General features: G+C 41.3%; 12 protein-coding genes. 8 read left to right on the forward strand and 4 right to left on the reverse strand.

The window, feature by feature from the left end; all coding sequences use genetic code 11:
- From QZZ43_RS03885 to QZZ43_RS03915, 7 genes are all read left to right on the forward strand, one after another.
- The coding region (locus QZZ43_RS03885; RefSeq protein WP_291856453.1) for an efflux RND transporter permease subunit at positions 1-549 on the forward strand (549 nt) is incomplete at its 5' end.
- 34 nt (positions 550-583) lie between these two features.
- Positions 584-877 (forward strand): PG0541 family transporter-associated protein, encoded by a 294-nt coding sequence (locus QZZ43_RS03890; protein WP_291856455.1) that lies wholly within the window; start codon positions 584-586, stop codon positions 875-877.
- 311 nt (positions 878-1,188) lie between these two features.
- Complete coding sequence (locus QZZ43_RS03895; RefSeq protein WP_291856457.1) at positions 1,189-7,173, forward strand: carboxypeptidase-like regulatory domain-containing protein; 5,985 nt, start codon at positions 1,189-1,191, stop codon at positions 7,171-7,173.
- Positions 7,170-7,748 carry an NAD(P)H-dependent oxidoreductase gene (locus QZZ43_RS03900; protein ID WP_291856459.1) on the forward strand — a complete coding sequence of 193 codons (579 nt, stop codon included), beginning with the start codon at positions 7,170-7,172 and terminating at the stop codon, positions 7,746-7,748. Before QZZ43_RS03895 ends, QZZ43_RS03900 begins: the two co-directional genes overlap by 4 nt.
- A gap of 168 nt (positions 7,749-7,916) precedes the next feature.
- On the forward strand, positions 7,917-8,279 hold the full coding sequence (locus QZZ43_RS03905; protein ID WP_291856461.1) for a hypothetical protein: 363 nt from the start codon (positions 7,917-7,919) through the stop codon (positions 8,277-8,279).
- 746 nt (positions 8,280-9,025) lie between these two features.
- Positions 9,026-9,547 (forward strand): RNA polymerase sigma factor, encoded by a 522-nt coding sequence (locus tag QZZ43_RS03910; RefSeq protein ID WP_291856463.1) that lies wholly within the window; start codon positions 9,026-9,028, stop codon positions 9,545-9,547.
- Positions 9,534-10,121, forward strand: coding sequence for a hypothetical protein (locus QZZ43_RS03915; RefSeq protein ID WP_291856465.1), 588 nt, complete (start codon positions 9,534-9,536; stop codon positions 10,119-10,121). Before QZZ43_RS03910 ends, QZZ43_RS03915 begins: the two co-directional genes overlap by 14 nt.
- 70 nt (positions 10,122-10,191) lie before the next feature.
- Here QZZ43_RS03915 and QZZ43_RS03920 read toward each other — a convergent pair whose 3' ends face one another.
- Entirely contained in the window at positions 10,192-11,385 is a 1,194-nt protein-coding gene (locus QZZ43_RS03920; protein WP_291856467.1) for a saccharopine dehydrogenase family protein, read from the reverse strand.
- Positions 11,386-11,679: 294 nt separating this feature from the next.
- Here QZZ43_RS03920 and QZZ43_RS03925 point away from each other — a divergent pair, with 294 nt between their 5' ends.
- On the forward strand, positions 11,680-12,732 hold the full coding sequence (locus tag QZZ43_RS03925) for an endonuclease/exonuclease/phosphatase family protein (RefSeq protein ID WP_291856468.1): 1,053 nt from the start codon (positions 11,680-11,682) through the stop codon (positions 12,730-12,732).
- Positions 12,733-12,734: 2 nt separating this feature from the next.
- Here the strand turns inward: QZZ43_RS03925 and cobO are convergent, their stop codons facing one another.
- The 3 genes from cobO to QZZ43_RS03940 all read right to left on the reverse strand — a co-directional run bounded on the left by cobO (position 12,735) and on the right by QZZ43_RS03940 (position 15,679).
- On the reverse strand, positions 12,735-13,241 hold the full coding sequence (gene cobO / locus QZZ43_RS03930) for a cob(I)yrinic acid a,c-diamide adenosyltransferase (RefSeq protein ID WP_291856470.1): 507 nt from the start codon (positions 13,239-13,241) through the stop codon (positions 12,735-12,737).
- A gap of 110 nt (positions 13,242-13,351) precedes the next feature.
- On the reverse strand, positions 13,352-14,095 hold the full coding sequence (locus QZZ43_RS03935) for an MBL fold metallo-hydrolase (RefSeq protein ID WP_291856472.1): 744 nt from the start codon (positions 14,093-14,095) through the stop codon (positions 13,352-13,354).
- A gap of 330 nt (positions 14,096-14,425) precedes the next feature.
- The gene (locus QZZ43_RS03940; protein ID WP_291856474.1) at positions 14,426-15,679 is read right to left on the reverse strand and encodes an aminotransferase class I/II-fold pyridoxal phosphate-dependent enzyme; all 1,254 of its coding nucleotides are present in this window, start codon (positions 15,677-15,679) and stop codon (positions 14,426-14,428) included.
- Positions 15,680-15,712 lie beyond the last annotated feature (33 nt).

The following is a 15,712-nucleotide window of genomic DNA, read 5'->3' on the forward strand; positions in this document are numbered from 1 at the left end:
GATATTGGTTTGTTGCTGGCATTAATTGTGATGTTGGTGTACATTGTAATGGCATCTCAGTTCGAGTCTATGTCCAAACCTTTTATCATTATGATGTCTGTTCCTTTTGCCATCTCAGGTGTGGTGCTGGCACTGTTTGTGACCGGTGTATCGCTTGATATGATTGGAGCACTCGGAGTGGTTATGCTTGTAGGGATTGTGGTGAAAAATGGTATTGTCCTGGTGGATTATATCAATCTGATGCGTGACCGTGGGTATGAACTGAATGAGGCAATTGCCTTGTCGGGGGCATCCCGTTTGCGTCCTGTATTGATGACAGCCCTTACCACCATCCTGGGTATGTTACCTATGGCAATGAGTACCGGCACCGGGTCGGAAGCATGGCGGCCCATGGGAATCGTGGTGATTGGCGGTTTGCTCGTCTCTACTATTGTTACCCTGATTGTGGTTCCGTTGCTTTATGGCATCATGTCGAAGCATGGTGAACGCGACAAAGAAGAGAAGACCAGAAAAGAGTTTAGGTTTCTGCAGATTGCAGATGATGAGTAGATTATAGGTTGGAATAGTTATAAATTTTAAAGATATGAAAGCAGTATTCATTGTATTTAACCAGGCTAACACCGAACGTGTTGAGTATATGCTTGACCAATTGAAGATTCGTGGTTTCACTTTTTGGGAACAGGTGCAGGGACAAGGTTCCGAAACCGGAGAGCCACGCCGGGGAACACATACCTGGCCCGAAATGAACTCGGCCATTATCACAATGGTTGATGATGACAAAGTGGATGTGTTGCTCAAAACCGTTCATAAGCTGGATCTGCGTAACAAGGCCATTGGTGTACGGGCATTTGTCTGGGATATCACACAGTCGTATTAAAACTTTGTTTTATGCCAGTAAATCGATTCAGTAGGAATCCGAAATTGCTGACTGCTTAACTTGATTTTGATTAGACGCAAAATTGTTAATCGTTGTTTTGTTTTTGGCGAGGGCTCTTCTTTTTGAGGGGGCCCTCGCCTTTTTGTGTCTGGCTTTTTGGTGAAGGAGGTAAAATCCTCAAAAGATTTTATATATTTGATTACTGTGTTCTGTCTGTGGTAACTATATTCAAAAATGAACTGTGGAATCCCCGGATAAGGGAAATTTTTCAAATGATAACCCATCCAACTAATCTATAATCCAGCCTTTATATGAACAATCGGACAACCTGCTTTTCTTTGAATCTGCAAAAAATTCCAATACTTTTTCTTTCTCTCATTTTTTCTGTTGGTGTGTCGGCTCAGGAACTCATTGAAAGTCGGCAGACAAGTTTTCATACCTATATCTATAAAATTAACGACAGGGAAGCCAAAACGATTTACAAAAAGGGCATCTGGAAAGTGGATTCAACATTTTTTCATACGCTGGTGGATTCCTTTCCCACCGATAGTCAGTATTGTGGACAGCTACCTCCGGGGCATTATTTGAAGACTTATGCCGAAAAAAATCAACAAAAATTTTCCATCACAACAGTTCAGGATTTTGATGTTTTTATTCTGAATAACAATACTGATTTGTGCGTTCAGGTGTATGATTTGCAGGGTAATATTGTTGAGGATGCCGGGGTGAGGGTTCGTTGGAAGATGCTGCGGTTTGATGAAAAAACAAAAGCCTTTGTGGATAAAAAATCGAATCAAAAGGGCTTGCTGGAGGTAACGCACAATGGGGTTACTGCTTTCTATGATCTCTCCCGGCAGTACAATAACTCTTATATAAAACGGAGTGCGCGAAAAGTTGTTTATGGTACGCCTCTGAGGCATGTTTGGATGCCGGTGGAATACGTGATCTCACTTCCCATTGACGGCGTAAAATCGATAGTTGATGGGTGGCCGCAGGGTACAATCTACCGGACCAAAAATATATTCAGGCAGTCGTATAACAAAATAATTAGTTGGATTGATGGTTCTTCGGTTACCGGCAGAAATTACAAATTCCGAAATAAACATACTGGTTATCTTGTGTTTAATAAACCCAAATATCTACCTGGCGATACTGTGAAGTTTAAGGCCTTTTTGGTTAAAAAGAAAGGAAAGCCGGTTGACAGGGATGTTCGGGTGATTTTGCAAAACAGGGGTAAGAAAATACATCTGGAAAATCTGAGTCCTTATCATGAGGGAGGTTATAAATTCCAATTTCTCTTACACGATTCTCTTCAACTACAACTCGACAAAGATTATATCATTACGCTGGCGCTGAATGAACGGAAAGAATTCATCAGCGGTTCTTTTCACTATGAGGATTACGAATTGACCAGCAATCAACTCTCCCTCAGACTGGATGCAAAGGAGCACTTCAGAGATAAAGAGGTAAAGCTTTTTGCAAAAGGAACGGATGAAAACGAACTGAATTTGATGGATGCCCGAATGGAAATTTTGGTTTCGCCCAAATCAATAAACAGGTTTTTGGAACAGCACTCTTTTGTGCCCGATACTTTAATGTTTCTTCAAAAGAAACTGAATCCTACAGGTGAAACGGAAGTGGTTTTGTCGGATGAGACTTTTCCAAAAGTCAACTTTGATTATACCGTAAACGTCAGGATGCTGACTTCTGATAACGAGGTGGTTTCTGAAACCAAAGAGGTTTCCTATTTCTACAAATCAGAGAAGTTTGACATTGATGTTCAAACAGATTCCATCTTCATTGAGTATTTGGAAAACGGACTCCGGGAAAGCAAAAAGGTAAAGATTTTCTCTGAAGATAACTTTGGAAACAGAACTCCTGTCTACGACGGAACAGTGCCATGTAATATAGAGCTGAACCCCTATTTTTATTCCTACACCATTGAGACCGACAGCCTTTCCCAGTCTGTTGATGTCTCGGATGAACCCTCTTTGCTTCAGTGTTTTTCGGAAAGAACAAGCGATTCGCTAAAAATAGTGGTTAATAATCCGCGCAGGATTCCTTTTCTGTATCACATTTACAAAAAGAACAACCGTCAATCCTATGGTTATGCCGATTCATTGAACATTCAAAAAAAGACAGGTACACATCAAAGTTATTTTGTGTCTTTGCGTTACTTATGGGGTGGGGAAGTCCGTGAGGAAAACTACAAGATTCCTTTGTTGAATAAAAAGCTGAACATCGATGTTACTCAGCCCCGAATCGTCTATCCGGGGCAAAAGTCAAAGATTGATATTCTGGTTACGGATATTGACGGAAATCCGGTTGAGGGTGTTGATTTAACGGCTTATTCGCTTACCGGCAAGTTTGATTATTCTGCTCCTCAATTGCCTTACCTTGGAAAACAGAGTAAGGGTAAGACCATCATCAATAACTTTAGTTTCAACGATTTTAACCTCAATAATCATCGCGGACTGCAGTTGGATTATGATTCATGGAAAATACTGGCTGGACTGGATTCTGTTGAATATTACAGGTTTATATACCCGGAGAATGAGATTTACCGGTTTGAGTACGAAACCGGAGATTCCCAAACTCAATTTGCTCCTTTTGTGGTGGACAAGGGCGCTTTTTTACCGGTTCACGTGATTTATGTGGACAGCAAGCCTGTTTTCTTCAGTTGGTCTACACCCTCGCAACCTTATTCATTTAGGGTTGACAGTGGGTTTCATCAGATTAAACTCAGAACTACCGACCGGGAGATAGTTCTGGACAGCATTCGGTTTGAACCGGGGAAAAAACTGATTTTTAGCCTGGATGTAGATTTGGAAAGTAAAGATGTTTCCACGCGAACAGTGAAACCGGAGCTGAGCGACTATGAGAAACGACTTCTTTACAAATATATCCTTCCTTACAGAAATAATTTTGGCGACCGCTTTGCAACAGTTGAACAAGGCAGTGAAATCCGGCTTTTAAATACACAAAACAGGAATCAACGTCGCAATTTTGCTGGTCCCCTGGTGGGAAATTTGACTTTTCAGCTGATTGATGATTTTTCAACCACTTTCAGCCATGAACCTTTTTTCGAGTATGAGTTTCTGCCGTCGGTGCTTAAAATGCGGAGTGTTGAGGCAAAAAGTTATCCTTCAGATTTAAAATCTTACAGCTCATTCTCAGGCCTGAGCGATGTTGTAATTACCAAAGAGACGGTGAGAAAACAGTGGAAAGATTATCTCAATGCCAAAAGATACCAACGTGCGCGGTATCGATATCCAAATTCCACCAGTAGTGGTGCCGGCAGATTAATGATAGACTTTTCCGATACGGATGAATCTTCACAAGATGTTCCATTGAACGTGTTGGTGTTCCGGTATGACAATCCCGACTTTTTGCGGGTCTATCCAGGCAATACATCCCATATCCATGAATTACAGAAGGGACATCACAAATTACTGTTCTTTTATCAGGGTGCCAGATACCATATTGAAGATTCGGTTTATATCCGGCCCAACGGTTTGAATTATTATGAATTTGAGCAGCCAACTGCTTTTCAGAAAGACACTTTCAGTATTTACGTAAGTAATCTTATCGAAGAGACTTTGTTTAAACCAAGACCTTCTTATTACAATGAAGAGCAGGAGTTACAACAAATTTTCTCCAGTTATCAGCAACAGTTTAAATATACCGGGGTGGGAGATGTGGTTGAAGGTTACGTTAGTGATGAGTTCTCAGGGGAGCCTATACCCGGCGTAAATGTCCTGATAAAAGGAACCACTTTCGGTACCGTAACCAATATTGATGGGTTTTATTCTATAAAAGTTCCTCCCGGAAATAATGTGTTGAATTTTTCATTTATCGGTTACGTTTCACAGGATAAGCAGATTAGGCACAACGGAGCGCTTAATGTGACCCTTGCCGAGGCTGCTATGAATCTTGATGAGGTGGTGGTAGTGGGTTATGGCGTGCAGAAAAAATCAATGCTTACAAGTGCAGTTTCTACTGTTACTTCCAATAATCTTTCAGGCAGCATCCTGGAGACAAGTGGAAATATTACCCGGAATCTGCAAGGTAGGGTAGCCGGGCTTTCTTTTGATTCCAATGACCGGTTTAACATTACGATACGGGGCGTTTCTTCGCCGGTTTCATTCGACAAAAAGCCATTGTTCATAATAAATGGAAATGTATATGTCGGTGATATTTCTGAGTTAGACCCTTCCGTGATTCAGAATATGGAAGTTTTAAAGGGGGAAAGCGCTACGGCTATCTATGGTGCCAGAGCGGCCAATGGTGTGGTGATTATTGAAACCACTCCGGGTGGTTTCAGGTCTACCGTTGCTGAAAAAGGGGCTGATTATGATGATTCTTTTCTCCAGGCCGCAAGCCAGGCCAGTTCCATACGTAACAATTTCTCAGATTATGCTTTCTGGCAACCGGATTTAATTACTGATGGAGCGGGTAAAGTTAGTTTTGAGGTAGAATTCCCCGATGATGTTACCAGTTGGGAAACTTTCTATCTTGCCATGAACGAGCAAAAACAGGCTGGGCAAACCAAGGGGCTTATTAAATCTTACAAGCCCCTCATGGCTCAACTTGCGATTCCCCGGTTTCTTGTGCAAAACGATACTTCTTTAGTGATTGGTAAAGCCCTTAATTATTCTCCCGATTCGGTTGAGGTGAAGACTAATTTTGAAGTCGATGGAGTAGAAAAGGAGAGTAACTTAAGGTTTTTTAGTCACTCTTTGATTGATACCTTTTCCATTGTTGCTGATGGGGATTCGATGGAAGTAAAATATTTTCTCGAAACCCCGGATGGTTACTTTGATGGGGAGAAAAGAGACATTCCGGTATTTCCTGTTGGACTGGAAGAGGCAAAAGGCAACTTTTATGTGCTCGACAAAGACACTTCCCTGTCTTTGGAATTTGACACCGCATTAGGAGAGGTTTCTCTTTATGCGCGTGCCGATATGCTGGATGTTCTGGAGGATGAAATCAGCCATTTAATACAATACAAGTATTCATGTAATGAGCAATTGGCTTCAAAACTGAAAGCTTTAATTGCTGAAAAGAATATTTCGTATCATAAAGGGGAGAAATTCAGGAATGATAATGAGATAGATAAACTTATCAGATTGCTAAAGAAGAATCAAAAATCAAATGGACTTTGGGGGTGGTGGAAAAATTCGGAGGAACGGTTGTGGATAAGTCTGCATGTCCTTGAAGCACTCTCTCATGCAGAGCAATTGGGCCACAAAGTAACCATTCATAAAGAACAAATTTCTGAGTTGCTGATATGGGAATTGGAAGATTCGCGTGAGGTGGATGAGAGGATTAGAATTCTTAAGATTCTTTCTCTTTTGGAATCAAAGATCAATTATCAGGGCTATATTGCCAACCTGGAGAAAAAAAATAATCTCAAATTGAACCAACTTCTCCATATTCTTGATTTAAAGCAGCGTTGTGGATTAGATTTCGAACCGGATACTCTTGAGACCTATCAGGAAACCACTCTTTTTGGCAACGTTTTTTATTCTGACAAAGGGGGACGCATCAGTCTTTTAAATAACGAAGTTCAGAATACTTTGTTGGCCTATAAAATATTTAAAGCTGCCCCGGCCGGTAATGAAGAGTTATTGGGCAGGATGCGCAATTATTTTCTGGAAAACCGACAGAATGGTTATTGGAGAAATACTTATGAGTCAGCCCAAATTGTTGAAACCATTTTGCCCGATTTGCTCGGGGAAAAATCAAAAGTGAGCAAGCCGGAGCTGCAATTAACAGGTAATGTCACCAAAACGGTTACCGAATTCCCTTTTGAGTTGCAGTTACACCCATCACAGCAGGTGGAAGTCACTAAAACAGGAGACTTTCCGGTTTACCTGACTTCTTTTCAACGATTTTGGAACAGTAAGCCCATTTTAAAAAAGAATGATTTTGAAATTACCACCAGATTTGACAATGGACCTTCTGTTAACCTGGAATCCGGGCAGGAAACCAAACTCATAGCCCGGGTAACGGTCAATAAGGATGCTGAATATGTGATGATTAATATTCCGGTGCCGGGGGGATGTTCCTATGGCAATAAAACAAATAACCGGAGAATAGAATCGCACCGTGAATATTTTAGAAACGAAACAACCATTTTTTGCGATTATCTGCCCAAAGGAGAATATACTTTTGAGATTGAACTGATTGCCAGGTATGGCGGTACCTTTACAGTCAATCCTGCCAAAGTGGAATTGATGTATTTCCCCACATTTAGCGCAAATAACGAAATAAAAATAATCAGGATAAAATGAAAAACATTTTAATCATTAACGGTCATCCCGACAAAAATAGTTTGTGTTGCAGTCTTGCTGAGACTTACAAGGAGGGATGCAAATCCAATGGCGCGAATTGTACCCTGGTAAATCTTGCTGATCTCCATTTTGATCCGATTCTGCATCATGGCTACAAACAAAGAACTGAGCTGGAACCGGATTTGGTTAAAATGCAGGAAGCTATTTTGAAAGCGGATCATCTGGTTTTTGTTTATCCTACCTGGTGGGGGACTTATCCTGCTTTGCTAAAAGGTTTTATAGATCGTGTTTTTCTTCCCGGTTTTGCTTTCAAATACCGCGAGAATTCCCTCTTCTGGGATAAATACTTCAAAGGGAAAACGGCTCGACTCATTGTTACGATGGATACTCCCAAATGGTATTATTCTTTGGTTTACAAAAGTCCAGGGCATAATTCCTTGCGGAAGGGTATTCTGGAGTTTTGTGGGATCAAACCGGTTCGGATTTCTGTCTTTGGGCCAGTAAAAACTTCGGATGATAAAAAAAGGAGCAAATGGCTTAGCCAGGTTAGAAAACTTGGTGCTGAGCTGAAATAAAAATTCATTTTCACTATGAATTATTATTCTTGCCCTGAGTATTGTCTGGGATTGTTGTTTATCAGGCTGTTAAAAAATATTACTTAAGAGATGACAAATCATATATAAAAATATGAAATCATTGAGGAAAAGGGCATCGTAATAAGATACCTCCAGGGAGAAATAGGATTGAATTCATTGTATTCACTGATGTTGGAAAGTGCCCGGGACAAGAGATTTAATAAGGATTATGTTGTTCTTTATGACATACGAAATGCCGAATTTGTAATCAGAAAAGATTCAATTGAGGATTTCCTGGCTAAAGTCCGGGGAAACTCTGACTTTCTTGTGCGAAAGAGAGTTGCTTTCCTTACAATGAATCCAAATCAGGTTGTTTTTTCCTCACTGCTTAATCGTTTGGCTGTTTCCGGCCTTTATTCTTTGGAGACATTCTCAACACTTCCAGCTGCGTTGAGTTTTTTGAATGTTGATCCTATATTTATTCATGAAGTTGAGAATGTTTTAATAGCCCTGAAGGAAACAGATGATTGAATCGTAAATAAATTGCTGATACGGATTTTGGAGTATAATTGAACCCGCTTTTTTTTAATTGCGGGTTTTTTGAATAATACTTTTTTTATTTGAAATCAATTTTGTCTTAAACATTTACCCAAAAGGGATTTCATCCCTTAAACCCTGATCCCGATTATGGTTTTGTAAGGTTTTGATTTTCCAAAACCAACAAAAACCTATTTCGGGACAAAAAACTTATTACATGATTATTGCTACGTTCGGCATTACTCAAGCAAGCTTGGTTACTGCTCTCTCTTATCGCAATAATTATTTACATGATTATTGCTACACTCGACAGTATTCAAGCAAGCTTGATACTGTCCTCGTTAATCGCAATAATTATTTACATGATTATTGCTACACTCAACAGTATTCAAGCAAGCTTGATACTGTCCTCGCTAATCGCAATAATCCAAGACTTAGCCAGCTTTCGCACTAAAAACTACGGTTCTTTCATTGTAATCGTCAAAACTCATCTCGTTTGCTGCGCGCACGAAATTCAAACAGAGACGATTTTACGATAAAACAACCTTGATTTTAGGTTTACCTGCCAAGGTCGGCTTCCATCAAGACCGTCCGAACGTTCAAAATTTTTATTTAGGACAGAATTGATTTGATGTCTGTGATTTTTTAATACCCAATGTTACTAATAGGATAAACCGTGTACACAAAGATAAAAGGATCCTGATTTTTTGATTTATTTTTTAACGTCACTAAACGAAAAAATGACTGATGAAACCCATAAAGAGCAATTTCTGGAAGTTCTGGAAGAGAATATCAGGATTGTTCAGAAAATTGCAGGAGTTTATACCAGGAATGCCCGTGACAGGGATGACCTTATAAACGACATTACTCTTGAACTTTGGAAATCTTTCAGGAAATTCAAAGGAAATTCAAAAGTATCTACCTGGATGTATCGTGTTGCGCTGAATACCGCAATGAATTATCAGCGAAAAATGACCAGAGACAAAATGTTTTCTTCTCTGAATGATTTAAAAGTTGAACCTGTGGGATGGCTAAATGAAGATGGTAATTCGGAAAAAACTGCGTTGTTAAACCGGTGCATTGAAGAATTGGACGATTTGAATAAGGGCTTCATATTACTCTATCTCGATGGCCATTCGCACAAGGAGATTTCCGAAATTACCGGAATCTCCAAAACCAATGTGGGAACAAGAATTGGCCGTATCAAAGAACAATTGAAAGAACTGGTAATTAAAAAATCTGACTATTATGGACTTAAATGAATTGCAATCCATCTGGCAACAATATGATAATGACCTGAAAGAAAACACCAGGATGAATAAGGAAGTCCTGAGGCACATACTTATCTCCAAACCACAGAAGAGATTAACCGGAGAGAAAATAAAGGCCGGTGTGAATTTGATTCTGCCTGTTGTTCTTGTATTATTGGTATTGCTTCCCAATGTAGCATATCGTGCCTCATTCGACTTTTTCGGCGGAGCTCTGATGTTTGGAACCGTTTTTTCCGTGATTTACTACTGGTCGGTAAGATACTATTTGCTTATTGGTAAGGTTGATTTTTCCGAACCGGTGACGGCAATAAAAAAGAATGCAAAACGCCTTGAAAAATATAAGATTAAGTTGAAGAGAATTGGCTATATTTTGATGGCTCCAGGGATAACTGGTGTTTTTCTGATGAGTGGATTTTCTCTTTTCTCAAGAGAATCTATTGTGCCGGTTTCTATGATTGTTTTGGTGATGCTTGCATCCATCTATCTGACCTTCAGATATTCAATTGTGGAGCAGTTCCGAAAACTCAACAAGGAGATAGCGGCTTTGGAGCAGTTGGAACGGTGACTATTAAGAGATGATGAAAAAAGCGAGAGCCCGAAAATGGCTCTCGCTTTTACAAAAGGTCAATATTTTTCTATAATTCCAGATCCACATCATGCTGCTCGTGCCAAGGAAGCCCTCGTTTATTGAGCTCTTCCAGAAACGGATCCGGATTAAACTCCTCAACATTGAAAACACCGGGTTGCTTCCACAATCCTTTGAGGAACATCATGGCACCAATGGTGGCAGGTACCCCGGTGGTATAACTTACCGCCTGGGTTCCTGTTTCTTTGTAGGCATCCTCATGGTCGCAGTTGTTGTAAATGTAGTAAGTTTTCTCTTTTCCATCTTTTAAACCCTTAATTCTGCAACCGATGGATGTTTGTCCTTTGTAGTTTTCGCCCAAATCCCCCGGATTTGGCAATACAGCTTTCAGAAACTCAATGGGAATAATATCCATGCCCTTGAATTGAACCGGTTCGATACCTGCCATACCGATGTTTTGAATCACACGCAGGTGGGTCAGATATTCCTGGCCGAAAGTCATCCAGAATCGGGCCCTTTTCAGCGTGGGGAAATTCTTTACCAGCGACTCCAGCTCTTCATGATAGATGAGATATGACTCTTTGGGACCAATTTCGGGATAATTCAGCGGCTTGTGAATTTCGTGGGGCTCGGTGAGTTTCCATACTCCGTTCTCCCAGTATTTTCCTTTCTGGGTCACTTCCCTGATGTTGATTTCCGGGTTGAAGTTGGTAGCAAAAGGCTTGCCATGGTCACCCGCATTACAATCCACAATATCGAGATAGTGCAGTTCATCGAAGTGGTGCTTCGCTGCGTACGCAGTAAAAATGGAGGTCACCCCCGGGTCGAAACCACAACCAAGAATGGCTGTCAGACCGGCTTCTTTAAATTTTTCCTGATAGGCCCACTGCCATTTGTATTCAAATTTGGCTTCTTCTTTGGGCTCATAGTTGGCTGTATCCAAATAGGATACACCAGTCTCCAGACAGGCGTCCATGATAGTCAGATCCTGATATGGCAATGCCACATTCACCACCAGGTCGGGTTTGTAATGGTTGATCAGTTCTATCAGTTCCGGCACATTGTCGGCATCGATCTGTGCCGTTTGAATTCGGTTGCCGCCAATTTTTTCTGCTATTGCATCGCATTTGCTTTTGGTACGGCTGGCAAGCATTATTTCTGAAAAAACTTCAGGTATGGAGGCCATTTTATGGGCCACAACTGTGCCGACACCTCCGGCGCCAATGATTAAAACTTTACCCATTTTTTTGATTTACATTTTGGTTCGAAAATACCCTTTTTCATGTTCTACCTAAGTTGAGCGATACGAGTGTAAGGAAGTAACGCTTTACTTAGCGTTAACCCCGATATAGAAAATGTTGGTTTTTCACCATCTTTATGGTGAAAACCTTACATTTTCTAAATTGATTAAGTGAGAATCGCTCAATTTGGGTTCTAATTTGTGGCGCAAAGAAATGAATTTTTTCATTCTCTACGCTGAATTGATCGATTAATATAGCAATTTTATATTTTTACTGCGAATTAAAACCGTAAAAAGATGAATAAAGTAACCTGGGGGCTGATTGCCGTTCTGTTGGGATTGGTGTTTTTATCATCGTGTCAGGCCCACGAAGAGAAAAAAGTGATAGGTTTTTACAACCTCGAGAATTTATTTGACACCATTGACGCTCCCGATGTGCGTGACGAAGAGTTTACGCCCGGAAGTGAAAAACAGTGGGATGACAATCGGTATCAGCGCAAATTGCAGAATATGGCCTCTGTGATTGCAGGAATTGGTGGAGCAGAAGGTGTTGCTGCTCCTGCCATTATGGGATTGTGCGAAATGGAAAACCTGGAAGTGCTGGAGGATCTTGTTGCCACCGACCGGTTGAAAGCCTTTAATTATCAAATTATTCACCAGGACTCTCCGGATGAGCGAGGCATTGACGTGGCTTTGATTTACCGGGCTGAATTTTTTAACCCTGAATCATTTAACTTCGTTCCGTTAATTATTGAGGGTGAGGATGGGGACCGGATTTATACACGTGATCAGTTGGTGGTTTCCGGGAAGCTGGATGGTGAAATGCTTCATCTAATTGTAAATCACTGGCCTTCCCGTTATGGTGGAAAAGAGAGAAGTATTCCGTTGCGAAATGCTGCCGCAGAACTTACTCGTTCACTGGTTGATTCTATCATAGGGTTGGATGCAGATGCCCGTGTCATCGTCATGGGAGACTTGAACGACGATCCCGTGGATGTAAGTGTGAAGAAATATCTTCGTGCAGGCGTTACTCCTCAGGATGTTGACAGTGACAGTCTGTTCAATGCCACCGCTCCTCTGTTCTTTCAGGGGCGGGGAACGCTATGTTATCGAGATTTCTGGAATTTATTTGACCAGATAGTTGTTACTCCTAATCTGATGCAGGAAAAATCGGGCTGGAACCATATTGTGAAAACAGAGATTTATGATAAACAATATGTCCGTCAGCAGGAGGGTGATTACAGCGGTTATCCCTATCGCACTTTTGTCGGAAACTGGTATCATGGTGGCTTTAGTGACCACTTTGCCAGTTATATTGTACTTGAGAAAAAGGGTTGGAGTTTATTTTAAAACTAAAACTCGATTCCTTTCCTTGCTTTTACATCCTTTTGATAATAATGCCTGATTTCTTTCATTTCGGTGACTAGGTCGGCTTTTTCGATGAGTTCCGGAGGAGCATAGCGTCCGGTAATTATCAGTTCTGTCTCCGACGGAAGCTCATCAAGAAGTGCCAGTACCTCTTCTGTTTTTATCAGGTGGTAGTGAAGCGCAATATTCAGTTCGTCAAGCACAATTAAATCATATTTGTGTGACTTCATAAGCTCTTTTACTGTTTGAAGTCCTTTTTGAGCAGCCTGAAAATCCTTCGATTCAGGCTCCTCCTTAATGAAACACCGGCGTCCAAACAGCTGGTGGTCGATTTGTGGTATTTGCTCAGTAATAAGTTTTACTTCGCTGTAGGCCATTCCTTTAACAAACTGGCCAAAGAATATTTTCTTTCCTGCTCCCGCAGCTCTTACCGATAATCCCAGCGCTGCTGTGGTCTTGCCTTTTCCGTTGCCCGTGTATATATGAATCATGAGAGCAAATATAGAGAAATTTTGCATGAAGCATGGGGCCAAGGCCTATGAGCTGCGAGCTAACAGCCAAGAGCTAACCCATCTATAATCGCTCGTTCCTCATCCTATTACTATCTGAATCTAATCTCAATTCCGGAAACTTCTTCCATCAGTTGAGCAAATTTCTCTGTGTTGGTTTCGCCCATTTTGTAATGATAAGGAAACAAGACCTTTGGTTTCACCATTAAGGCCGCTTCTTTGCACATTTCAGGGCTCATGGTGTATGGCAGGTTCATGGGCAGGAAAGCAATGTCCACCTCGCTTAGGTTTTTCATTTCCGGAATATCCTCGGTATCTCCGGCGACATAAACTTTAGTATCTCCGAATTCAATAACATATCCGTTTCCACGACCTTTGGGATGATAGGCCGTGCCATCGCCTCTTTTATGGATAATGTTGTATGCAGGTACAATGTTAATTGGAAAGCCCAATGCCTGCTTCTGTTCTCCGTTTTTTACCACGATTCCCTTTTTAAGAGAATCATAACCTGTTTGATTAATGATTATTTGGGTGTTTTCTTTCGAAATAAGCTCAATGGCGCCTGAATCCAGATGGTCCCCGTGTTCATGGGTGACGAGAATGAGGTCGGCCTTTGGCATGGATGCATAATCGCCCATTTGGCTGAAGGGATCTACATGAATCACTTTTCCATCAATTTCAAAATATAATGAAGCATGACCGACATGATGAATGGTTAGTGTACCGATGGAGGTTTCAAAACTATCCTTTTGAATTTCCTGTGCATGGGTGGCACCAGTGCCTGTAAAAAATAAGGCGAAAATGAAACTTAGCAGTTGTAAAGTCATTGTTTTCATACTATCCGTATTTTTAGTGTCTTCGGTAATATAACCACTTTTTTTGGGAAATGTTTTGTGGTATGCTTTTGGCAAATGGCCAGCAAAGGGTATGGAGCAAAGAGCAAAGAGCATGGGGAATGATGGTTGTAAGGTCAAATGTTATGTTCTTTTGCTATTAGGTTCTGACTCTTAGCCGATGGGAAGCAATATACTTTTTTTCTCCTTACTATGCCTTATAAGTTTCAAACTTTTCTTGTTATCTTTTGGCTGACAGCTAACAGCTCCCTTACAGCAAAAAAAAAGGCACCCCAACCGGATGCCTTTTTAGTTATGGTTGTTGCCGTTTCTTTACGACAAGCTTGCAATTTTATCGCCCTGGTATTTTCCGGCGGCAAGTTTCTCTTTGATTTCAGAGAAGGCTTTAACGGTAAACTCAACATCCTCAAGGGTATGTGCGGCAGTAGGAATCAGACGCAGCATAATTTGTCCTTTGGGAATAACCGGGTAAGCCACAATGGAACAGAATACATTGTAATTTTCACGCAAATCCATGGTGAGGTTGGTCGCCTCGGGCACTGTTCCGTTCAGGAAAACAGGAGTTACCGGTGATTCGGTATTTCCAAGGTTAAATCCTTCTTCTCGCAATCCTTTTTGAAGTGCTTTAACCACAATCCACAATTGCTCTTTTAATTCAGGACTGTTTTTCAATAACTCCAGGCGCTTTAAAGCTCCAATAACCATGGGCATGGGCAACGACTTGGCGAAAATCTGTGAGCGCATATTATACCTCAGATATTGAATGACATCTTCACGGCTTGCAACAAATGCTCCGATTCCAGCCATTGATTTGGCAAAAGTCCCGAAGATTACATCTACTTTATCGGTTACGCCAAAATGTTCCGCAACACCCGCGCCTGTTGTGCCCATGGTCCCAAAACCGTGAGCATCGTCCACCAGCAGGCGGAATTCAAACTTCTCCTTCAGCGCTGCTATTTTGTGAAGATGTCCGAGGTCTCCGGCCATTCCAAAAACACCTTCGGTAATCACGAGGATTCCACCTCCCGATTCCTGAGCACGGTTGGAAGCCATATTCAGCATCTTCTCGCATCTTTCGATGTCGTTGTGTGGGAATACAAAACTCTTACCACCTTTGGCCTTGTGCAGGAAAATACCATCCATAATACAGGCATGTGATTCAGAATCGTAAACAATTACGTCTTTGCGGCTGGCCAGTGTATCAATGATTGAAACCATTCCCTGGTAGCCGAAGTTCAGCAGGTAAGCATCGTCTTTGCCCACAAAATCTGCCAGGGCGTTTTCCAGCTCTTCGTGTTTGCTTGTGTTTCCCGACATCATGCGGGCTCCCATTGGATAGCCAAGGCCCCACTCTTTTGCCGCTTCAGCATCTGCTTTGCGCACTTCGGGGTGATTGGCAAGGCCAAGATAGTTATTCAAACTCCAGGTAAGAACTTCTTTTCCCCGGAAAATCATGTGCGGATTTATTTCACCCTCCAGTTTGGGGAATGTAAAATACCCGTGGGCGTCTTTGCCATACTGACCAAGAGGCCCCATGTTCTGACTTATTTTATCAAAAATATCCACTTTATTATAGCTTTTTAGATTCTACGGGCAAAG

Origin of the sequence: Marinilabilia sp., assembly GCF_016278715.1 — a bacterium.
Lineage (GTDB): Bacteria > Bacteroidota > Bacteroidia > Bacteroidales > Marinilabiliaceae > Marinilabilia.